This is a genomic window from Serratia myotis, from assembly GCF_027474885.1.
GTDB lineage: Bacteria > Pseudomonadota > Gammaproteobacteria > Enterobacterales > Enterobacteriaceae > Serratia > Serratia proteamaculans.
The window spans coordinates 3976700-3998198 of record NZ_CP099707.1; the positions used below are offsets into that span (position 1 = coordinate 3976700).

The following is a 21499-nucleotide window of genomic DNA, read 5'->3' on the forward strand; positions in this document are numbered from 1 at the left end:
TCCTGTTTTCGGGACTGATGCCATCACGCCTTACGCAGTGATGCGGGCCGCATATCCTGCCAATGTTGTTCCAGCCACAGCACGCACAGCGGCCGGGCCGCCGGGCCGAATACCGGCGTCCACCCCGCCGGTACTGCGCTGAAATCCGGCCACAGGCTGTATTGCCGTTGGTCATTCTGCACAATCAGGCAGATTTGTTGTTCGTCATCGAACGGGTTCAGAGTTTCCATCACGGACTCCTTGGACAGTGAAGGTTAGCTTGGCTGAAGGAGCAGGAACTTGATCCGCCCACAGCGCCTGTAGCCCATCGATCAGACCGCCACGCCAGCACAGGTGATCATGTCCCCCCGCTACCACCCGGTATTGCACCCGATGTCCGGCGTCACGCAGCAATGCCGCCATTTGGTCGTTCACCCGGTGCGCTACTTTTTCGTGCACACCGGCCTCCATAAACACCTTCAACCTACCCTTGCCAACGCCCTGCTCAACCTGATGCAGCAACCAGCCGGCATCGGCGGGTATCTCTTCACGCTGATACATATCGCGACGTGGCCACCAGAAGGAGCCAGACTGGCTGATAACGCCGCCGAAGCACTGCGGCCAGTGCAAGCCGGCATACAGCGATGACAGGCCGCCAAAACTCTGGCCGCACACTAACGTCGTGGCCGGATCACGGCGGTGAGGCGCCCATTCGGCCACCTGCGGCAGCAGTTCTTCTTGCACCGCCAGCCAGAAATCTTCATTGCAGGCCAGTTCCTGACTACGGTGTTTCAGGCTGATGATGTCGATCAGCAGATAAACCGCTTCCGGCAGTTTGCCTACGCGGGTCAACTGCATCAGCGGATCCCAGACCGGCATGTTGCTCGACCAGAATTGCCCGTCCAGCATTACCGCCAGCGGCCGTTGCGCCGGGTTGCTGTCGCCGGTGGTGTAAACCCAGACGTTACGGGTATTACCCAGTCGCTCGCTGTGCCAACTATGACGCTGCAGTCGCGCAGGCGGCGCTGGCGTACAGCGCCCACTGGCCACGGCGTAGCGATCAAAATCCAGCCAGGCCGGTTGCGATGGGGCCTCCGGCATATGCAGCCCGGACAGCACATTGCCGCCAACACCGGTCCATGAACGATGGGGATTAAGCAGATCCTGAGTCGCACCGGCAAACACCTGATGCCACCAGTGACGGATCGAATGCATATTGGCGTGCGCATCGTCACCACTGTGTTCCAGCGGTCGGTCGTCCATACAGGGGATAAAGCAGTAGCTGCCACGCCAGTCCGCGCTCAGCTCGGTTTGCCAATACCAGACGTCGGTGCCTTCCAGCCGTTGCAGGCTCTGTGGCGGCGACGACTGATGGTGGTCGGTCAGGCAATTGATGTGGATCCAAACGCGTTGATAGGCTGAAGTGAGCTCACATCCCTGCGGATCGCGCCATAAAAATGTGACCTTCCCTCGCCCATCCCCCAGCAGCTCCACCAGCGGCGTGCCGCGTTTGGCGATATTCAGCCACCATCCATGGCGCCCGGCGTGCTTGCTCGATAATAATCTGCTGCTTTCTGACTCGGATTTTGTTTTCAAAACGCCTATTCACTTTTTAGCTGGCAGCTTCAGGAAAGCCGGTAAATTCGCGGCGCGAGGCGCTGCCCAAGAAAACCGTAAACCGAATACTATTGATAATTATTTGCGTTTGCAATAGTGTGTGTAGGCCCGCAAACGGGGCAGGTATTCTTCAACAGGGATGGATACCGGGTTTTAGCGCTGAATCCAATGTCGGTATCGGTGTCGTCGCGTCTCGGCTGGCTGGATTTTTATTTTCGAAAACACAAAAACTACAACCGCCCTTCTCTCCGCCGGTGGCCTACAGCTTGGGTGCCCCGGGAAAGGCAGCAAGGTAGGAACACTCACATGAACCGCAAATTATCTCGTTATTCCTTAGCCACACTCATCGGGTTAGGATTAGGCGCGTCCGCCTTTGCGCACGCCGCACAGCAAACAGAAACCACCGCAGAAACAGACTCCGTCGCCAAAAACAAAAAACAACCCGCTGAAGAAACCATTGTTGTGACCGCCGCCAAGCAGAACCTGCAGGCCCCAGGCGTTTCTACCATCAGCGCCGACGAAATCAAAAAGCGCCCACCGGCGCGCGATATCAGCGAACTGATCCGTACCATGCCTGGCGTTAACCTGACCGGTAACTCCACCAGCGGCCAGCGCGGCAACAACCGCCAGATCGATATTCGCGGCATGGGTCCGGAAAATACCCTGATCCTGATCGACGGCAAACCCGCTACCAGCCGTAATTCAGTGCGTCAGGGTTGGCGTGGCGAACGTGATACCCGTGGCGATACCGCCTGGGTGCCACCGGAGATGATTGAACGCATCGAAGTGCTGCGCGGCCCGGCGGCAGCACGCTACGGCAACGGTGCCGCCGGTGGCGTCGTCAACATCATCACCAAGAAGAACACCAAAGAGCTGCACGGCTCGTTAAATGCCTACTTCAACGTCCCGCAGCACAAGCAAGAAGGCTCTACCAAGCGCACCGACTTCAGCCTGTCCGGTCCGTTGACCGACGATCTGAGCTTCCGCCTGTTTGGCGGCTACAGCAAAACTCAGGCCGATGCCTGGGATATCAACGAATCACACAAATCCGCGCGTGTGGGTGCTTATGCCAGCAGCACGCCCTCCGGACGTGAAGGCGTAGAAGACAAAAACATCGATGCCATGCTGCACTGGGACTTTGCTCACTTGCAGTCACTGGAGTTTGAGTATGCCTACGGTCGCCAGGGCAACCTGTATGCCGGGGATACCCAAAACACCAACTCCAACGCGCTGGTGCAAAGCAACTACGGCAAAGAGACCAACCGTATTTACCGTGAAACCTTCGGCCTCAACCATCGTGGTGCCTGGGATAACGGCGTCAGCACCAACAACTATATTCAGTTCGAACGCACGCGTAATACCCGTCTGAACGAAGGCCTGGCCGGCGGTACCGAAGGCATCTTCGATACCAAAAACGAGGGTTTCGGCACCACCAAGCTGGACGATTTCCTGGCGCACAGCGAAGTCAGCGTGCCATTCGAACTGGGCGTGACGCAAACCGCCACGGTCGGGACCGAGTGGAACCAACAGAAGATGAAGGACGGCTCCTCCACCAGCCAAACTCAGATGGGCGGCACCATTCCAGGCCAAGACACCGGCACCCGTAGCCCTTACGCCTCCGCGCATATCTTCTCGCTGTTTGCCGAAGACAATATGGAGCTGACTGACAGCACCATGCTGACACCGGGCCTGCGTTACGACCTGCACTCCGAGGCTGGCAACAACTGGAGCCCGTCACTGAACCTGTCGCAGGAACTGGGCGACTTCTTCACCCTGAAGATGGGCATCGCCCGTGCCTATAAGGCACCAAACCTGTACCAGACCAACCAAAACTATTTGCTCTACAGCAAGGGGCAAGGTTGTTCGTCCAGCGACGTCAAAAATGGCTGTTACCTGCTGGGTAACGACGATCTGAAAGCGGAAACCAGCGTCAACAAAGAGATTGGTCTGGAATTTCATAACGACGGCTGGCTGGCCGGCGTGACCTATTTCCGTAACGACTACCACAACAAAATTGAAGCGGGCAACTCCCGAATCGGCACCAGCAGCACCGGTACCGCCATTTACCAGTGGGAAAACGTGCCTAAAGCGGTAGTACAGGGGCTGGAAGGGTCGTTGAACGTGCCGGTGAGCGAGACCGTTTCCTGGACCAACAACGCCACCTACATGATTGAAAACAAGAATAAGACGACCGGTGATTACCTGTCGATTATTCCTGAGTTCACCATCAACTCGACCCTGAGCTGGCAGGCAACCCAGGAGCTGTCGATGCAATCGACCCTGACCTGGTACGGCCGCCAGAAACCGAAGAAGTATAACTACCAGGGTAAGCCGGTTAGCGGCACCGAAACCAAGGAAGTCAGCCCTTACGCCGTCGTGGGCGCCAGCGCCACCTATGATGTGACCAAGAACATCAGCCTGACCGCCGGTATCGACAACCTGTTCGACAAACGCCAGTTCCGTGAAGGTAACTCGCAGAACGTGGGTGATCCAACCACCGGCGCGATTAATATCGCCGGTGCAGGGGCAGCCACCTATAACGAACCGGGCCGGACTTACTATATGAGCGTGAATACCCATTTCTAAACGGCCAGCTTAATCAAGACTGCTAACCCCCCACTAAGGGGCTAAACCGGTAGGGGTCGAACATGTTCGACCCGATTTAACCCAGTGTTTATGCAACTGGGCGCAGCATGCAGCGCCCCTACCATTAAAAAGCAGAGCCGATTGCCAACGACCTCAGGGGCTGCCATGCAGCCCCTTTTTATTATTTCTCCAGCGAGACCTGTTTGAAGATGTGCTTACCAAACGGGTCGATCTCGTAACCTTTCACTTCTTTGCGCACCGGTTCAAAAATGGTTGAGTGGGCAATCATCATTGCCGGCATTTGGTCATGCATCATCACCTGCGCCTGCTGATACATCGCCACCCGTTTGGCGTGGTCATTCTCTTCACGCGCCTGCAAAATCAGCTTATCAAAGGGTGGGTAGCACCACTTGGCCGAGTTCGAACCCCCATTGGCCGACACGCAGGTAAACAGCGGGCCGAAGAAGTTATCCGGATCGCCGTTGGCAGTGGTCCAACCCATCAGTGCTGCCTGATGTTCACCGTTTTTTATCCGCTGCAGGTACTCACCCCACTCGAAGGTGACAATCTTGGCCTTCACGCCGATCTTCGCCCAATCGGCCTGGATCATCTCCGCCATGCGCTTGGCATTCGGGTTGTACGGCCGTTGTACCGGCATCGCCCACAGGTCAATAGCAAAGCCCTGGCCCAGCCCGGCCTCCTGCAACAACTGTTTGGCTTTTTCCGGTGAGTACGGATAGTCCTCAATTTTATCATTGCTGCCCCACTGGGTCGGTGGCAGCAGGTTCTTCGCCGGCTGCCCCGCGCCATGGAACACCGCTTCGAGAATAGCCGGCTTGTTCACCGCCAGAGCCAGCGCCTGCCGAACCTTGAGGTTATCCAACGGCTTTTTCTGGGTGTTGAACGCCAGGAAACCGATGTTCAGCCCGGATTTCTCCATCAACTGGATATTTTTGTCCTCACGCATACGCGTCAGATCCGCCGGGTTGGGGAATGGCATCACCTGGCATTCATTCTTTTGCAGCTTGGCGAAGCGCACCGCCGCATCCGGGGTGATCGAGAACACCAAACGGTCAATCTTCGGTTTGCCCTCCCAATACTGGTCGAACGCCTTGTAGAGGATCTTCGCATCCTTCTGGTACTGCACCAACTGGAAGGGGCCGGTACCGACAGGATCGTTATCCACCCGCTGCGGGGTGCCGGCTTTCAGCATCGCATCGGCATATTCGGCGGATAGAATAGTGGCGAAATACATGCCGAGATCGGCCACAAACGGCGCTTCTGCGCGCGAAAGTTCAAAGCGCACGGTGTTGTCATCCACTTTGACAATCTGGTTGATCAGCGAACCAAACTCCATCGATTCGAAGTTGGTGTAAGCCCCGTTGGAGACCTTGTGATAAGGGTTATTGGCGTCTTTTTGCCGCATAAAGGAGAAGATGACGTCGTCGGCATTAAAGTCGCGGGTGGGAGTAAAGTATTTGTTGCTCTGGAACTTCACGCCTTTACGCAGATGAAAGGTGTAATTCTTGCCGTCTTCGCTCACCTGCCAGCTTTCCGCCAGGCTCGGTTGCAGCTCGACGGTACCGGTTTTGAAATCCACCAGCCGGTTGTAAATGGTCGCCGAACTGGCATCGACCGTCGGGCCGGAGGTAAACAGCTGCGGATTGAAACCTTCCGGCGAGCTTTCGGAACAATAAACCAGCGTGCTGGCGCGCGCGCCGCCCATCACCGCCAGGGCCAATAATCCCAGCGTCATTGTTATCGCTTTTGCTTTTGATTTCTGATTCATCGTGCCATCCCCAGAGTAAAAAACAGACTCGAGGGATACCAATAAATCATGCAGTTAGGGATGTAAAGAACAAATTCTGAGCATGGAAAACGGGGAGTGCCAGAGGCGGCATTCCCCGTGGTTTAACGACTTGCTGAAATTAAATCATCTGGCTGAAGTTCATCTGCGCCATCAGTTTGTAGTTGTCGGCGTAATCCACCGGAATGGCCACCACGACCGGCCCCTGAATTTCCATCGCCTTACGCAGCATGGGCCGCAAGTCCTCCACCGACTGCACGGCAAACCCGACCGCACCACAGGCCTCAGCATAGGCTTTAAAGTCGATGGGGCCGAATTCCACCCCGGATTTACGCTGGTATTTGTTCACCTCCTGCATTTCCACCATGTTGTAGGCGTTATCCACCCAAATCACGTGCACGATGTTATTTTTCAGCCGCACCGCGGTTTCCAGCTCCATGCTTGACTGCATAAAACCGCCGTCGCCGGATATAGACACTACTTTGTCCCCCGGGCGCACCAGCGCCGCACCGATGGCCCACGGCAACGCCACCCCCATGGTCTGCTGGCCGTTGGAAATCAGTAGCTGGCGCGCGCGGAAACTGTAAAGGTAACGTGCAATCCAGATGTGGAAACTGCCCATGTCCACGCACAGCGTTACGTCGTCGCTGACAATGTCCTGCAACTCTTTCACGATGCGCAACGGGTGGATCGGCATACCGCCGCGCCGTGCGGCACGTTCCGCCAATTCATTGCGTTGACGCCCCAGATCGCTGAGGATCAGTTCGACCTCCGCCGGTACGCTCACCACGCTGTTAAAGGCTTCGGTCATCATGTCGAGAGTGGCGCTGATATTGCCCACCAGCTCGACGTCCGGGCGATAGCAGGTGTCGATGTCCGCCGGCAGCACGTCGATATGCACCAGTTTCAATCGGCCCTGGCTGTTCCACATGCAGGGATCGTACTCGATCGGCCCGTAGCCAACGCTGACCACCAGATCGGCCTTCTGCAATAGCTGGTCGGCGGGTTGGTTGTTGAACAACCCAACACGCCCGGCAAAACGCGCGAAGTGATTGACGTCGATCACCCCGGCCGCCTGATAGGTACCCACCACCGGCATATGGGTGCGATGAAGCAACTGACGCACCGCCTCGCTGTTTTCCGGACGGCTGGCCTGCAGGCCTAACAGCAGCACCGGGCATTTCGCCTGTTGGATCAGTTTGACCGCCGCACCAATATCCGCCGCCGCCGCTGCCCCCATGCGCGGCAATCGGCACCCCGCCAGCACCGGTGCACTGACCGGCTCATTGACGATGTCCATCGGCAGGCTGACGAACGATGCCCCCGGACGGCCAAACTCGGCGTGGCGGAAAGCATTGGCGATCACTTCCGAAATCGCCGAACCGGCATGCACCTCGGCGCAATACTTGGTCACCGGCCGGAACATGCTGACGGTGTCCATGCTCTGGTGGGTTTGCTTCTGGTTATCGGCACGTTTCACCGCCCCGCCAAACGCCACCACCGCATCCCCTTCCGAGGTGGCGGTCGCCAGCCCGGTGATCAGATTGGAACTGCCCGGCCCGGAGGTCACCAGTGCCACCCCGGCCTTACCGGTCAAACGCCCGACCGCCGCTGCCATAAACGCGGCGTTGGCTTCGTGACGCACCACCACCGTTTCTATCGAGGGGGCGTCCTCCAGCGAATCAAATACCCGATCAATCTTGGCTCCCGGGATGCCGAATACGTAGTTAACCCCCTGCGCTTCCAGATTTTTCACCACTAAATCTGCGCCGCACGCCCAGTTATGGTCTGTTTTTGCCTTGCTCATGGAATACCTCCTGAAAATTAACCCAAGACTGTCGCGGACTTAACCCTCGGCAGAACGAATTGCGCGGTCCAAATCCTCTGGACAGAGGTCGGCGCGCAGAAAATCCGCATCATGCGGCAACTGAAGATTGAGACGGGTGATCACGCCAAATTGCAGGCGACCGTGGTCGAGCTGGTAATCCAGCACGTGGCCGCCGCCGTTGCGATCCTCGGTGACAAAATGTTCGTGATAACCGGCCACGCCAATGCCCTGCATATAGTCAGGCGAGCGGAAACCGACCAGGGTGCCCTGGCAGTGATGAAAGGCAAAGGTTGGCTGCTCCTCTATCGCTTCCAGCATCGGGCGATAGGGGCGTTCCTGGCGGGGTACGGTGCGGGTTTCCACGTGGCTGAATTCGCCGTCAACGCGTACCGCGCAGAACAGATTTGGTGAAGCCACCTGTTCGTCAATGCACTGGTGCAGTTGCGCCTTGGTGATCGGGCGATCAAAGTTTTGGGTAATGCTCGGTTGGAAAAAGGTGACAACGGCAAACGGGGTTTTCTGCTGCAGACTGGCCGGCCGCGCACTGCCGTCGGCGCGCAACTGGTGAATTTCCTTGTCGAAGGCGATCAGTTCGCCGTCAAGGTGATTGAAGGTGCCCAGGCCGAAGTTACCGTGCCGGAGCAATTCGGCAATAGTGACCTCCCCTTCGTAAACGCCGCTGATTAACGCGCTCATCAGCGAGATTTGGTAGATCTCGCCCTCCCCAACGCTCAGCGACTGCCTGGCAAACCCTTGCGCCAAATGCTGCGCACAGGAACACCCGTGGTCTTCGTTCATAAACTACTCCTCCACCAGCGCGGAGTGGAATGCCCCGCGCGTTCAAAAATGCTCACCTGAAGGTGAGCAAAGATGTCACCGGCGACGCGTTCAGTTGGAACGATTCAGCCAACGATGACAAAAAAACCGGCACGGCAGGCCGGTGACACCCAAGGTCAACAACGGTTTAGATTCACTAATCATTGTCGTTAAACAGGGTGCCAAATTGAACGGTTAGTCTGGTGTTGAAGCAGTTATCAATACCGCAGGCACACGGCGGTGCCTGGGAAAAACAAGCTATCTGAAGTTCTAAAAACCGCGTGTCTTATGCATTCTTGCTCTGTGCGGTGAGCTCATGGCACGTTGTTATCCGCCGTAAGCACCAAAAAAGAGTAGCCGCATTGCGACGGACGGAGAACCAGGTATTCATAAGAAACGCTTTTGCATATAATGCAAAGATGAATGACGCCCGCTATGTTGAACATCTGCCGATATTTCTCGAGGTGGCCCTGTTGGGCAGCTTCTCCGCCGCCGCCCGCAAGCTGGGAATGGTGCCTTCTTCGCTGGTGCGCCACGTTGATGCACTGGAAAGTGCCTTGGGCGCGACGCTGTTTATTCGTTCAACGCGCGGTCTGATGCTGACGGACGCCGGGGAAATGCTGCAGACGCGAGCCACCACGTTGCTGACGGATATCAGCGATATCCGCGCCGAACTGACTTCGCTGAGTGACAGGCCGCAAGGCACCTTGCGCATCAGTTGCCTGCCGACCTTTGGCAAAACCTATATTCTGCCACTGTTGCCGACGCTGGCTGAACGCTATCCGCAGCTGTTTGTTGAGCTGGATTTAACAGAGCGTCAGACCGATCCGACCCAGGAACTGCTGGATGCCGCCATCCGCATCGGCGAGCAGAAAGACAGTGGGCTGTATGCCAGCCGGATAGCCACCCAGCGCTGGATGATGTGCGCCAGCCCTGATTATCTCGCGCGCTATGGCCGCCCAGCCGACCTGAACGCCTTGCCGGAACATCGGCTGATTGCCCGCTATCACAAACAACAGCCGGCCTGTTGGGCACAAATTCTCAGCGCTCCGTTGATGGATCGCTGCAATCTGGTATTGCGCTGTGATGACTTTACCGCTCAGCGCGAGGCGGCGCTGCTGGGGTTGGGGATCACCTTTTTACCCAACTGGGTCGTCGGGCCGGATATTCAGGCCGGTCGGTTGCTGCCGCTGCTGGAAGATCCGCGGCAGGAGCAACAGGGGATTTATCTGCTGCGGCCGCTGGCGAAGGTGTCCACACGGCTGAATCTGTTTATTACTCTGCTCAAGCAAAGTATCGGTCAGCCGCCGAGTTGGGAGTGAAGCGGTGATACCTGGCCATACAGCGCCGGGTTGTCACTTTCGTCTTTCAGCTCTATTCCGGTCAGGCGACGCTGGAAAGCCTGCTCCAGCAGCCACGCCAGTTTAAACGCCGCCTGCGGGTAATCCAGCCCTTCCGGACGCACGTTGGAAATGCAATTACGCTCCGACTCCCGCCGCTGGGTGTTCGGCCCCCAGGTCAGGTAGATCCCCAGGCTGTCCGGCGATGACAGGCCCGGCCGCTCGCCGATCAACATCGCCACCGCTCTGGCCCGCAAACATTCACCAATATCATCCCCCAATGCCACCCGCGATTGATGCGCCAACACCACCGGTGCGACCGAGAGCCCCAATAGGTCGAGATAAGGCCGCAGCGCCTGCAACAACGGCAGCGCCTGACGATGTACCGCCTTGGAGGACAAACCGTCCGCCACCACCAGCAGTAAGTCAGCCGGCTTGTCCGACAGGCCCTGCAGCAGGCTGCGGCTGTCCGCGGCCAACCGACGCCCCAGATCCGGTCGACTGAGATAAGCGGTACGATCGGCCGCCTGGCTGTGCACCGTCAAGGTTTGCCAGCCCTGATGCTGTAAAGCGCTGGCCAGCGTATCGCTGTCGAACGGCTGGTGCACCGCATCACGCGCCTGCGCATGCGCCAGGCCAAATTTAAGCAGCTCCTCGGTGGGCAGGCTGGCGCCGGTGCGCCCCAGCGCAATGCGCGCATCGGTAAAGGCACGCAGCGCATCCCAACTATTAACGTGGACCGGCTTGCTCATGGTTGCTCTCCCTGTAACGCCAGCAACAGCGGATGATTAGCGGCGGTGTCGCGCAGTCGCCCCAGATCGTCGATGATATGCATTTTCGTCAGCCAGTCGGCGAACTCCGGCGCATGCTTCAGCCCCAGCAGTTCGCGGATATACAGCGCGTCGTGGAATGAGGTGCTTTGGTAATTGAGCATGATGTCATCCGCCCCCGGAACGCCAATCAGGAAGGTCAGCCCGGCGGTGGCCAACAGCGTCAACAGCGTATCCATATCGTCCTGATCCGCCTCCGCGTGATTGGTGTAACACACGTCGCAACCCAGCGGCAGGCCGAGCAATTTCCCGCAGAAATGATCTTCCAGACCGGCGCGGATAATCTGTTTGCCGTCGTACAGGTACTCCGGCCCGATAAAGCCGACCACGGTGTTGATCAGCAATGGCGAGAAATGTCGCGCTACCGCATAGGCACGTGCCTCACAGGTTTGTTGATCAACACCGTGGTGCGCATTGGACGACAAACAACTGCCCTGCCCGGTTTCAAAGTACATGACGTTATGACCCAGAGTGCCGCGATTGAGGCTCAGCGCTGCCTGCTGCGCCTCCGCCAGCAGGGCCAGATTGATGCCAAAACCGCTGTTGGCCGCCTCGGTACCGGCGATCGACTGGAACACCAAATCCACCGGCGCGCCACGTTCGATCAGGCGCAGCGTATTGGTGACGTGCGTCAACACACAGGATTGGGTAGGAATGGCGAAACGCTGGATCACGTCGTCCAGCATATAATTGAGTTTCTCCAGCAGCGGCAGGCTGTCGCTGGCCGGGTTGATGCCCACCACCGCATCACCGCTGCCATACAGCAGGCCATCAAGCATGCTGGCCGCAATGCCCTGCAGACTATCGGTAGGATGGTTCGGCTGCAGTCGCACGCTGAGGTGGCCCGGCAAGCCAATGGTGTTGCGAAAACGCGTGATCACCCGGCACTTTTTAGCCACCAGGATCAGATCCTGATTGCGCATCAGTTTACTCACTGCCGCCGCCATTTCCGGCGTAATGCCGGCGGCCACCCGCGCCAACATAGCGCTGTCCGCCTGCTCACTCAGCAGCCAGTCGCGAAAGTCCCCCACCGTCAGGTGCGAAATCGGCGCAAAGGCCAACGCATCGTGGCTATCGATAATCAGCCGTGTCACCTCGTCCTGTTCGTACGGCACCAGCAACTGCTGGAGGAAAGTTTTCAGCGGCACCTCTGCCAACGCAATGCGCGCTGCCATGCGTTCCTCTGCGCTGTCCGCCGCCACTTCCGCCAGATAGTCGCCGGAACGGGCCGGTGACGCCTTGGCCATCAACTGGCGTAAATCACTGAAACGGTAGCTGCGCCGGCTAAGCGTTGCCTGATACATAGTGTCCCCTGTTGTGCCCTGAATACTCACCTGAAGTTGCAAACCCTGTACCAAGTGTAGTCAGTCGGCCAGCGAATATATTCGCTCGCTGTTTCACCCACGGGCACTTCAGGTTACAGTAGCCGCAACAAAGGAGAGGTAATGACCCGGCAACAGAAAATTATCCAGTGGTTACAGCAAGATAGTGAAAGAATGGCGGCATTGCGCACCGCACGGCGGCTTGGTCTGAATGACTGGTGCCTGGGGGCCGGTTTTGTGCGTAATCTGGTGTGGGATCGGTTGCACGGTTACACCACGTCAACGCCGCTTAACGACATCGACGTGATCCATTTTGATCCACAACGCCCGGAAGCGGAGCGTGACCAAATGCTGGAAACGCGACTGCAAGAGTGGTTGCCACAGCCGTGGTCGGTGAAAAACCAGGCGCGTATGCATCTGCGCAGCGGCCGGGCGCCCTATCTTAACAGCGAAGATGCCATCAGCTATTGGACCGAGCGGGAAACCGCGGTGGGCGCACGTCTGAACGCTGACGACAGCATCCAACTGGTCGCGCCATTCGGCCTCGACGGGTTGTTCGATGACACCATCACCTTCAATGCCAAAAACGGCGACCTCAGCGCCTATGAACAACGGGTAACCAGCAAAGGCTGGTTGCAACACTGGCCACGCCTGCGGCAAATCCGCGGGTAAAGTTTTCCCCCGCGCGGCCGATACCCTGAGCAGCAGAATCAAACTCAGGGAGAGTATTATGTCGACCAGCATTACCATGATTGTCCCGGTGAAAAACACCGTACCCGGCATCAGCAAGGTTTTTAGCGCCCCCGGTAACGAAGGCCAGTTGCTGATGGCCAAACCGGTCAACCAGCAGCCGGAAGGCGGCAAGATGAAAGAAACCAGGGAAGCGGGCGGTAGCGATCAGGTAAAAGTGGCCGACAGCAGCGCCTCAGCACGGATCAAATCGCTGAATAAACAAATCCAGGATCTGCAACAAAAGCTGGTAGATCTGAAAGACTCGGATGGTGATCCTAAAGAGATCGAAAAACAGAGACAGCTGATCCAGGCACAGATCAAAATGCTGCAGGCCGAAATCGCGCGGATTCAGAAAGAAGAGATGGAAAAACAGCAGGCAGAGCAAATGGCCAAAACGGCTGACAGCGTTACCCCCGCCAAAGGCGACGGCATCAACCGCCCGACCGCACTTAACGCCGTGGATGTGTATATTTAACTCAGTAATCCGCCTGCCGTTGGCGCTGCTGCTGCAACAACGCCGCCTGCTGTCCCACCACCTGCCAGATGACCTCCGCCGCCGGTGTCAGCGAGCGGTTTTTACGCCGTACCAGCATCAGCGCACGGTTGATTTCCGGCACCAGCCGCCGAACCTTCAACTGGCCCCCTTCCGGCAAGGGTAATGCCAACGCCGGAAAAATACTGATGCCGATACCCGCCGCCACCATCGGGAACAACGTAGCCGGGTGGCCAATCTCCTGCACCACCGTAGCTTCCACCCCTTGTTGGCGCAGTGCGCAGTCAATCAACGGTCGGCTGCCGGAGGCATAATCCTGCAACACCAGCCGACTGCCGTTCAGCGCCGACCAGTGCACTTCGGGCAATTCGGCAAACGGATGATCGTTACGGCACAGCAGCAGGAAAGGTTCATGCAGGATCGGTTCACAGTCCAGATCCAACGCCTGCACCGGATCGACCACGATGCCAAAATCGACCTCGGCGTTGCGAATGCTGTGCAGCACCTGCTGTTGCGCCTGGTCACGCAGCATAATGCGGATCTCCGGATACTGCTTTTCCCCTGCGGCGATACATTGCGGCATCAGGTGCGCAGAGATGGTCTGGCTCGACGCCACCCGCACCGTACCACTGCGTAGCACGCCAAAGCTGCGCGCATCCAGCAATGACGACTGTAATTCATCCAGCAATCGTTCAACGCGGTTGGCCAACCGCTGCCCGGCGTCGGTCAGCAGCACTTCGCGGGTAGTGCGATCGAGCAGGCGTACGCCGATTTCCGCCTCCAGCTCTTTTACGCTGTGACTGACCGCCGACTGGGTCAGGCCAATCGCCTCACCGGCCCGGCTGAAGCTGCGGTGCCGGGCAATGGCGACAAAAACCCTGAGTTGTTTAATCGAGTAATTCATGTTTTTTATTCATAAATGAATTAAATAAATCAATTTAATTATTATATGCCGTCGCGCGACAATGGGTGCATTGATTTTTCTTCGAGTACGCCGCCATGAGATTTTTGCCCGATCGCTTTACCCTGACGCTGATCGCCACCGTGCTGCTGGCCTCGTTCCTGCCGGCGCGCGGCGAGTTCGTCGGCTGGCTGAACGCGTTGACCATCGCCGCCATCGCCCTGCTGTTCTTTATGCACGGTGCCAAGCTGTCTCGCGAAGCCATTCTGGCCGGCAGCAACAACTGGCGGCTGCACCTGTGGGTGATGTTCAGCACCTTTATTATTTTCCCGACGCTCGGCGTGCTGTTTAAATGGTGGTCGCCGGTCAACGTCAGCCCCGAGCTGTATTCCGGTTTTATCTACCTGTGCATTCTGCCTGCTACCGTGCAATCGGCCATCGCCTTTACCTCACTGGCGGGCGGCAACGTGGCTGCGGCGGTGTGCAGCGCGTCTGCCTCAAGCCTGCTGGGGATCTTCGTCTCACCATTGCTGGTCGGGCTGTTGATGAACGTGCACGGAGAAACCGGCAGCCTGCAACAAGTGGGCTCCATCGTGCTGCAACTGCTGGTGCCATTTGTTGCCGGTCATCTGTCACGGCCGTTGATCGGCAAATGGATTGAACGCAACCGCAAGCTGATCGGCAAAACTGACCAGACCTCGATTCTGCTGGTGGTATATGCCGCCTTCAGCGAAGCGGTGACGCACGGCATCTGGCATCAGGTGGGGTTGGGTTCACTGGTGTTTATTGTGGTGGGCAGCCTGGTGCTGTTGACCATTGTGCTGGTGGTGAACACTTATATGGCACGCTGGCTGGGCTTTAGTAAAGCCGACGAAATCACCATTGTGTTCTGCGGCTCGAAGAAAAGCCTGGCGAACGGCATCCCGATGGCCAATATCCTGTTCCCGGCCGCGACCGTGGGGATTATGGTGCTGCCGTTGATGGTGTTTCATCAGGTGCAGTTGATGACCTGTGCGGTATTGGCTCGGCGTTATCAGAAGAAACAGCAGGAAAAACAGGCGGCGCTAAGCGCAGAAGCCGAAACCGTACGGGGATAATAAAATGGGCGCGGCACAGATACCGCGCCCGGCAACTCAAGTTCTCTTCAGCGGCTTGACCAGGTGGTCGAGCCCTTCGATTTTAATCGCCAACGTCATTTCCATCAGCATACCGAGTTTCCCCTGGGGGAACTCCCCTTTGCGGGCAAACCACAGCAGGTATTCTTCCGGCAGGTCAATCAACACTCGACCCTGGTACTTGCCGAACGGCATCAGGGTGTTGGCGATTTCGATCAGGTTCTCTTTTTCCATCAGACACCCAACAGGCGGATCATTTCCGCTTCGTCGATGACCGCGATGCCCAGCTCCTGCGCCTTCACCAGCTTGGAGCCCGCCGCTTCACCGGCAATCACCAGATCGGTTTTCTTAGATACGCTGCCGCTGACCTTGGCGCCCAGTGCCGTCAGGCGATCTTTGGCCTCGTCGCGGGAAAGCTGGCTCAACGAGCCGGTCAGCACCACGGTTTTGCCGGCGAACGGGCTGTCGATCTCTTCCGCCACTATCACTACCGGTGCCGGCCAGTTAATGCCGATTTCGTCGCTGACCAGTTCCTGGATTACCTGCTGATTAAGTTCTTCGTCGAGGAAATGACGTGTGTGCTTCGCCACCACCTCGCCTACTTCCGGCACCTGTTTCAGTGCCTCAATATCAGCAGACATCAGCTTATCCAGCGAACCGAAATGTGCCGCCAGATTGGCCGCCGTGGCTTCGCCGACTTCGCGGATACCCAGCGCGTACAGAAAACGGGCAAAAGTGGTCTGTTTGGATTTTTCCAGCGCGTTAACCAGATTCTGCGCCGACTTCGGCCCCATGCGATCCAGCCCGGTCAGTATACCGGCGGACAGACGGAACAGATCGGCCGGATTCTTCACGTACTCTTTTTCGACCAGTTGCTCGATGATCTTGTCGCCCATGCCGTCGACATCCAATGCCCGACGGGAAACAAAGTGCTTCAGCGCTTCTTTACGTTGTGCAGCGCAGATCAACCCGCCGGTGCAACGTGCCACCGCTTCGCCCTCCACTCTCTCAACGTCGGAACCGCATACCGGACAATGCTGTGGGAATACGATTTCACGCGCATCCGCCGGACGGCGTTCGGTCATCACTCCCACCACCTGCGGGATCACATCACCGGCGCGGCGTACAATCACCGTGTCACCGATACGCAAGCCCAAACGTTCAATTTCGTCGGCATTATGCAGCGTGGCGTTGCTGACGATCACCCCGGCCACCAGCACCGGCTCCAGTCTCGCCACCGGCGTAATGGCACCGGTACGGCCAACCTGGAATTCCACCTCACGCACTAGCGTGATCTGCTCCTGCGCCGGGAATTTGAACGCCGTCGCCCAACGCGGTGCACGCGCCACAAAGCCGAGCGTTTCCTGCAGGTCAATATCGTCGATTTTCACTACCACGCCGTCGATATCAAACCCGAGTTGCGCACGGTCCTGTTCTACCTGGCGGTAGAATGCCAGGACTTCGTCGCTGCCGGTACAGCATTTGGCACGATCGCTGACCGGTAAACCCCAGTCTTTGAATTGCATCAGGCGCTGCCAGTGACTGCGCGGCAACTCGCCGCCTTCCAGCAGGCCAACGCCATAGCAGAAGAAGGTCAGCGGGCGTTTGGCGGTAATACGTGGGTCAAGCTGACGGATCGATCCGGCAGCAGCGTTACGCGGGTTGGCAAAAATTTTACCGTCCTTGCGACGCGCCTCTTCGTTCATCTGCTCAAAACCGGCCTGCGGCATAAACACTTCGCCACGCACTTCCACCCGACGCGGGATATTGTCACCGGTCAGTCGCAGCGGAATGGCGCGGATGGTACGCACATTGGAAGTAATATTTTCACCGGTGGTGCCGTCGCCACGCGTGGCCGCGCGAACCAGCTCGCCCTCTTCGTAAAGCAGGCTGACCGCCAGACCGTCCAGCTTCAACTCGCAGCAGAAGGTCAGCGGGTCGCTGCTCTTCAGGCGATCCTGCACTCGCTTATAGAACGCCAGGAAGCTTTCTTCGTCGAAAACGTTGTCCAGCGACAGCATCGGCACTTCATGACGCACCTGATCGAACGCCGCCAGCGGGGCTGCGCCCACACGCTGAGTCGGAGAGTCCGCGGTGATCAGCTCCGGGTTTGCGCTTTCCAGTGCACGCAGTTCCCCCATCAGGCGATCATATTCCGCATCCGGCACTTCCGGCGCGTCCAGCACATGATATTGATATTCGTGATGGCGCAGTGAGGTTCGTAGTTGATTGATTTGTTGGATTATCGATTCCATGGCTCACCATCAAAGATAAAAAACCCCCGGCAAGCGGGGGCTTTGTTGTTACGGATGTTCAGTGCGCGTGGCCGTCGATCAGGCGTTGTTTTCCAACACTTCACGAAGGCGCGCTTTGTAGGTTTCCAGCTTTTGCGGGGTCATCATGCGGCGCTCATCGTCCAGCACCACACCACCCACATCGTCGGCGATCCGCTGTGCCGACTGCAGCATCAGCTTGAAGTTCTGATTAGCGTCGCCATAAGACGGCACCATCATAAACATCGACACGCCCGGCGTAGAGAAATCGGACATCATCTCAGGATCAAAGGACCCCGGCTTAACCATATTCGCCAGGCTGAACAGCACAGGACCGCTGCCCGCAGGACTGATATGGCGATGGAAGATACCCATTTCACCAAACTGGAAGCCCGCCTGCAGTACGCTCTGCAGCAGAATTTCGCCGCCGATCACGCCACCCTGATGTGCGGTAACGTGCAGCACCAGTACGGTTTCTTTCAGTTTAGCCTTGATGGCAGCAGGCGCTGGCTGAGGCTCGTGTGCCACGGCTGGCTTCACTTCCGGCTGCGGCTGATGAGCAGGTTCGGCGTGGAATGCCGGCTCTGCTACTGGTGCCACAGGCGGGAGATCATCAACGCGCGGTTCACGGCGTGGCGCAGGCTGCTGCGGCTCGTCGTCTTCGTCCTGCGCGTAATTGTCCAACAGGATGTCATCATAATCCGGCCGCTGAGACAGCGGTGGCGGAGCCTGATGAGCAGCCGGTTGAACGGCACGCGGTGCTGGCTCAGCCGCCGGAGCAGGCTTGGGCGCAACCACGGGTTCTTCGCGAGCGGCATCAAAATGACCAAAGGACGGCTCATCTTCCGGGTGAGCGGAGCGTACACGCACCTCTCCCACACCTTCATCGAGTTCGTCGATCGGGGATTGTTCACGTTCCTTTTTGGAACGTTTGGCTGGGCGATCGCGAAAAAGCGATGAGCGTTCCTTACGACTGGTCCAAAGACCGTGCAATAACAACGCTATTATGGCGATCGCGCCAACAACGATTAATATCAGACGCAAATCCTGCATCATTGCTATCTCTGTTGTTCCAATACATTGCCACCGCGGCAAACATTCACTCTTTAACTCTATTTGCCCGAGCACACAAGTGCAAGTCCGTGCTGAACTTTATGCCAATAAAGATGATTATACTGCCTTTTTTTGCTGTTTTTTCAGCCAATGTCACCCTAGCCAGTAGAAAATCATCCCGATATGATAGCTAAGCCTGTTCAGACAAAGAGATAACTTAAGATATGTCCTATACGCAGTCACCTTCTCACTCCACCAACGGCCTTCATTATTTTGCCGAAGGCTGGCGCCTGATTTCGCGCCCGGGGATTAAACGCTATGTCGTATTACCGTTACTGGTCAACGTACTGCTGATGGGGTCCGCCTTCTGGTGGTTGTTCAGCCAGCTAGGGGATTGGATCCCCAGCATGATGAGCCATGTCCCTACCTGGCTGCAGTGGCTTAGCTATTTGCTGTGGCCGCTGGCGGTCATTTCCGTCTTGCTGGTGTTCAGCTATCTGTTCAGCACCATCACCAACCTGATTGCCGCTCCGTTTTGCGGCCTGCTGGCCGAACACCTGGAGGGCAGCCTGACCGGCAAACCGCTGCCGGACACCGGCATCTTCGGCATTGTGAAAGATTTGCCGCGCATTATGGCGCGTGAATGGCGCAAGCTGGCCTACTACCTGCCACGTGCGCTGCTGCTGTTGATACTCTATTTCATTCCGGGCATCGGCCAGACGGTGGCGCCGGTGCTGTGGTTCCTGTTCAGCGCCTGGATGCTGGCGATCCAGTATTGCGACTACCCGTTCGACAACCACAAGGTGAGCTTCGCCGATATGCGCCGCGCACTGCGCCAGCATAAAACCGACAACCTGCAGTTTGGCGCGATGGTCAGCCTGTTCACCATGATCCCCATCCTTAATCTGGTGATCCTGCCGGTCGCGGTTTGCGGTGCTACTGCAATGTGGGTCGATCGTTACCGCCCACAATTTGTTCGTTCCTGAGTCGTTTTACTGACCGTTTCACGATTAATTCTTCGACAGGGCGCGCAATCTGCGCCCTTACCCTTGTGCTTAAAACTTATTTCCTAATAACATATAGATATACCAATTCTTTACTTCCCTGCCGGTACTGTTAGCGTATGCTTTCGACGTTCCCCACATTTTCATAGAGTTAAAGGACGGGCTATGAGCAAGATATATGAAGACAACTCATTAACAATCGGCCATACGCCGCTGGTTCGTCTGAACCGTATCGGCAACGGACGCATTCTGGCCAAGGTTGAATCACGCAACCCCAGCTTCAGCGTTAAATGCCGCATCGGTGCCAATATGATTTGGGACGCAGAAAAACGCGGCGTACTGGTTGCCGGCAAAGAACTGGTGGAGCCAACCAGCGGCAACACCGGTATCGCACTGGCGTTCGTCGCCGCAGCGCGCGGCTATAAGCTGACGCTGACCATGCCGGAAACCATGAGCATCGAACGCCGCAAGCTGCTGAAAGCGTTGGGCGCCAATCTGGTGCTGACCGAAGGCGCTAAAGGCATGAAAGGCGCGATCGCCAAGGCGGAAGAAATTGTCGCCACCGATCCCAACCGCTACCTCATCCTGCAGCAGTTCAGCAACCCGGCCAACCCGGCGATTCATGAACAAACCACCGGCCCGGAAATCTGGGACGATACCGATGGCGAAGTCGACGTTTTCATCTCCGGCGTCGGTACCGGCGGTACGCTGACCGGTGTCAGCCGCTATATCAAGAACACCAAAGGCAAGGCGATTACCACCGTGGCGGTGGAGCCTACCGACTCCCCGGTGATCACCCAGGCGCTGGCCGGTGAAGAAATCAAACCGGGTCCGCACAAAATTCAGGGCATCGGCGCTGGCTTTATCCCCGGCAACCTGGATCTCGATCTGGTCGACCGCGTTGAGCAAGTCACCAACGACGAAGCCATCAGCATGGCGCGCCGTCTGATGGACGAAGAAGGCATTCTGGCGGGCATTTCCTCTGGTGCAGCAGTGGTTGCTGCGGTGAAACTGGCTGAAGAACCCGAGTTCGCCGACAAGACCATCGTGGTGATTTTGCCGTCCTCCGGTGAGCGCTATTTGAGCACCGCGTTGTTCGCCGATTTGTTCACCGAACAAGAATTACAACAGTAGTGCCAACCGCGCACTAATCGCTAAAAAAGCACCTTCCGGGGTGCTTTTTTGTGGACTGGATCAAAGTTTATAGCAGTCAAAGATTGATTTTACCCGCCAGCTTTAGTATTTAACGGTGCATTATTTCGATGCGCGAAATTAATCACCCTTCATTTCTGGTTTAAGCTGAATCGATTTACTCATTTGTCGCCAAGGCGTTAAACACGGCATAATGGAGAGCGGATTAAAACGACGATGGAAGCCGAATTTTTTGATCTGAAGTGCCTAACTCGTCGTTTTCTGTTGCATCAATGCTCGCCCCTGTACCATAGTCAGGCGCTAACCAGACAAGCTAAAGTCATACCCTTGGGCTAAACTTTAGCTCCACAACACACCAATAAGTTGGGGAAACATCAATGTTCCAGCAAGAAGTTACTATTACCGCTCCGAATGGTCTGCACACTCGCCCTGCCGCTCAGTTCGTGAAAGAAGCCAAAGGCTTCACGTCTGACATCACCGTGACCTCCAACGGTAAAAGCGCCAGCGCCAAAAGCCTGTTCAAACTGCAAACTCTGGGGCTGACTCAAGGGACCGTAGTGACCATCTCCGCTGAGGGTGAAGACGAGCAGAAAGCCGTTGAGCACCTGGTAAAACTGATGGCAGAGCTTGAGTAATCGGCCCGTCTTCTTA

Annotated in this window: 19 protein-coding genes; 8 read left to right on the plus strand and 11 right to left on the minus strand. The window is 57.1% G+C overall.

The window, feature by feature from the left end:
* Positions 1–23: 23 nt before the first annotated feature.
* A complete protein-coding gene (locus tag NHG65_RS18825; RefSeq protein WP_219016728.1) occupies positions 24–230 on the minus strand; it encodes an MbtH family protein in 207 nt (68 codons plus the stop codon).
* A complete protein-coding gene (gene fes, locus NHG65_RS18830) occupies positions 205–1575 on the minus strand; it encodes an enterochelin esterase (protein ID WP_499182541.1) in 1371 nt (456 codons plus the stop codon). The genes NHG65_RS18825 and fes overlap by 26 nt, the downstream gene beginning before the upstream one ends.
* Positions 1576–1902: 327 nt before the next feature.
* Between fes and NHG65_RS18835 the strand changes: the two genes are divergently transcribed.
* Entirely contained in the window at positions 1903–4182 is a 2280-nt protein-coding gene (locus NHG65_RS18835) for a TonB-dependent siderophore receptor (protein WP_099063654.1), read from the plus strand.
* Positions 4183–4363: 181 nt separating this feature from the next.
* On the opposite strand, the gene NHG65_RS18840 is transcribed toward NHG65_RS18835, so the two are convergent.
* The 3 genes from NHG65_RS18840 to budA form a co-directional block, all read right to left on the minus strand.
* The gene (locus NHG65_RS18840; RefSeq protein WP_219016730.1) at positions 4364–5971 is read right to left on the minus strand and encodes an ABC transporter substrate-binding protein; all 1608 of its coding nucleotides are present in this window, start codon (positions 5969–5971) and stop codon (positions 4364–4366) included.
* Between the two features lie 139 nt (positions 5972–6110).
* Positions 6111–7796: an acetolactate synthase AlsS gene (gene alsS / locus NHG65_RS18845; protein WP_219016731.1), complete on the minus strand. Its 1686-nt coding sequence runs from the start codon at positions 7794–7796 to the stop codon at positions 6111–6113.
* A gap of 39 nt (positions 7797–7835) precedes the next feature.
* The gene (gene budA, locus NHG65_RS18850; RefSeq protein ID WP_099063651.1) at positions 7836–8615 is read right to left on the minus strand and encodes an acetolactate decarboxylase; all 780 of its coding nucleotides are present in this window, start codon (positions 8613–8615) and stop codon (positions 7836–7838) included.
* Positions 8616–9052: 437 nt separating this feature from the next.
* Here budA and NHG65_RS18855 point away from each other — a divergent pair, with 437 nt between their 5' ends.
* Positions 9053–9955: a LysR family transcriptional regulator gene (locus tag NHG65_RS18855; RefSeq protein ID WP_129936630.1), complete on the plus strand. Its 903-nt coding sequence runs from the start codon at positions 9053–9055 to the stop codon at positions 9953–9955.
* On the opposite strand, the gene eutC is transcribed toward NHG65_RS18855, so the two are convergent.
* Positions 9934–10725 carry an ethanolamine ammonia-lyase subunit EutC gene (gene eutC, locus NHG65_RS18860; protein ID WP_099063649.1) on the minus strand — a complete coding sequence of 264 codons (792 nt, stop codon included), beginning with the start codon at positions 10723–10725 and terminating at the stop codon, positions 9934–9936. The two genes, NHG65_RS18855 and eutC, sit on opposite strands and share 22 nt — an antisense overlap.
* On the minus strand, positions 10722–12107 hold the full coding sequence (locus tag NHG65_RS18865) for an ethanolamine ammonia-lyase subunit EutB (protein ID WP_499182542.1): 1386 nt from the start codon (positions 12105–12107) through the stop codon (positions 10722–10724). The genes eutC and NHG65_RS18865 overlap by 4 nt, the downstream gene beginning before the upstream one ends.
* 141 nt (positions 12108–12248) lie before the next feature.
* On the opposite strand from NHG65_RS18865, the gene NHG65_RS18870 reads away from it, so the two are divergent.
* Both NHG65_RS18870 and NHG65_RS18875 read left to right on the plus strand, forming a co-directional pair.
* Positions 12249–12797: a nucleotidyltransferase family protein gene (locus NHG65_RS18870; RefSeq protein WP_099063647.1), complete on the plus strand. Its 549-nt coding sequence runs from the start codon at positions 12249–12251 to the stop codon at positions 12795–12797.
* 58 nt (positions 12798–12855) lie between these two features.
* Positions 12856–13332, plus strand: coding sequence for a FlxA-like family protein (locus NHG65_RS18875; protein WP_099063646.1), 477 nt, complete (start codon positions 12856–12858; stop codon positions 13330–13332).
* A 1-nt stretch (position 13333) separates the two neighbouring features.
* Here NHG65_RS18875 and NHG65_RS18880 read toward each other — a convergent pair whose 3' ends face one another.
* Positions 13334–14254 carry a LysR family transcriptional regulator gene (locus tag NHG65_RS18880; protein WP_207978936.1) on the minus strand — a complete coding sequence of 307 codons (921 nt, stop codon included), beginning with the start codon at positions 14252–14254 and terminating at the stop codon, positions 13334–13336.
* Positions 14255–14349: 95 nt separating this feature from the next.
* On the opposite strand from NHG65_RS18880, the gene NHG65_RS18885 reads away from it, so the two are divergent.
* Positions 14350–15348, plus strand: coding sequence for a bile acid:sodium symporter family protein (locus tag NHG65_RS18885; RefSeq protein ID WP_099063644.1), 999 nt, complete (start codon positions 14350–14352; stop codon positions 15346–15348).
* A gap of 36 nt (positions 15349–15384) precedes the next feature.
* Here NHG65_RS18885 and NHG65_RS18890 read toward each other — a convergent pair whose 3' ends face one another.
* From NHG65_RS18890 to zipA, 3 genes are all read right to left on the minus strand, one after another.
* On the minus strand, positions 15385–15600 hold the full coding sequence (locus NHG65_RS18890) for a DUF3820 family protein (RefSeq protein WP_099063643.1): 216 nt from the start codon (positions 15598–15600) through the stop codon (positions 15385–15387).
* The gene (gene ligA / locus NHG65_RS18895) at positions 15600–17621 is read right to left on the minus strand and encodes an NAD-dependent DNA ligase LigA (protein ID WP_499182543.1); all 2022 of its coding nucleotides are present in this window, start codon (positions 17619–17621) and stop codon (positions 15600–15602) included. Before ligA ends, NHG65_RS18890 begins: the two co-directional genes overlap by 1 nt.
* Positions 17622–17699: 78 nt before the next feature.
* A complete protein-coding gene (zipA, locus tag NHG65_RS18900; protein ID WP_112348740.1) occupies positions 17700–18695 on the minus strand; it encodes a cell division protein ZipA in 996 nt (331 codons plus the stop codon).
* A 221-nt stretch (positions 18696–18916) separates the two neighbouring features.
* Between zipA and cysZ the strand changes: the two genes are divergently transcribed.
* The 3 genes from cysZ (at position 18917) to ptsH (ending at position 21483) form a co-directional block, all read left to right on the plus strand.
* Complete coding sequence (cysZ, locus tag NHG65_RS18905; protein ID WP_099063640.1) at positions 18917–19678, plus strand: sulfate transporter CysZ; 762 nt, start codon at positions 18917–18919, stop codon at positions 19676–19678.
* A 183-nt stretch (positions 19679–19861) separates the two neighbouring features.
* Positions 19862–20830: a cysteine synthase A gene (gene cysK, locus NHG65_RS18910; protein WP_099063639.1), complete on the plus strand. Its 969-nt coding sequence runs from the start codon at positions 19862–19864 to the stop codon at positions 20828–20830.
* Between the two features lie 395 nt (positions 20831–21225).
* A complete protein-coding gene (ptsH, locus tag NHG65_RS18915; protein ID WP_004936458.1) occupies positions 21226–21483 on the plus strand; it encodes a phosphocarrier protein Hpr in 258 nt (85 codons plus the stop codon).
* Positions 21484–21499: the final 16 nt, after the last annotated feature.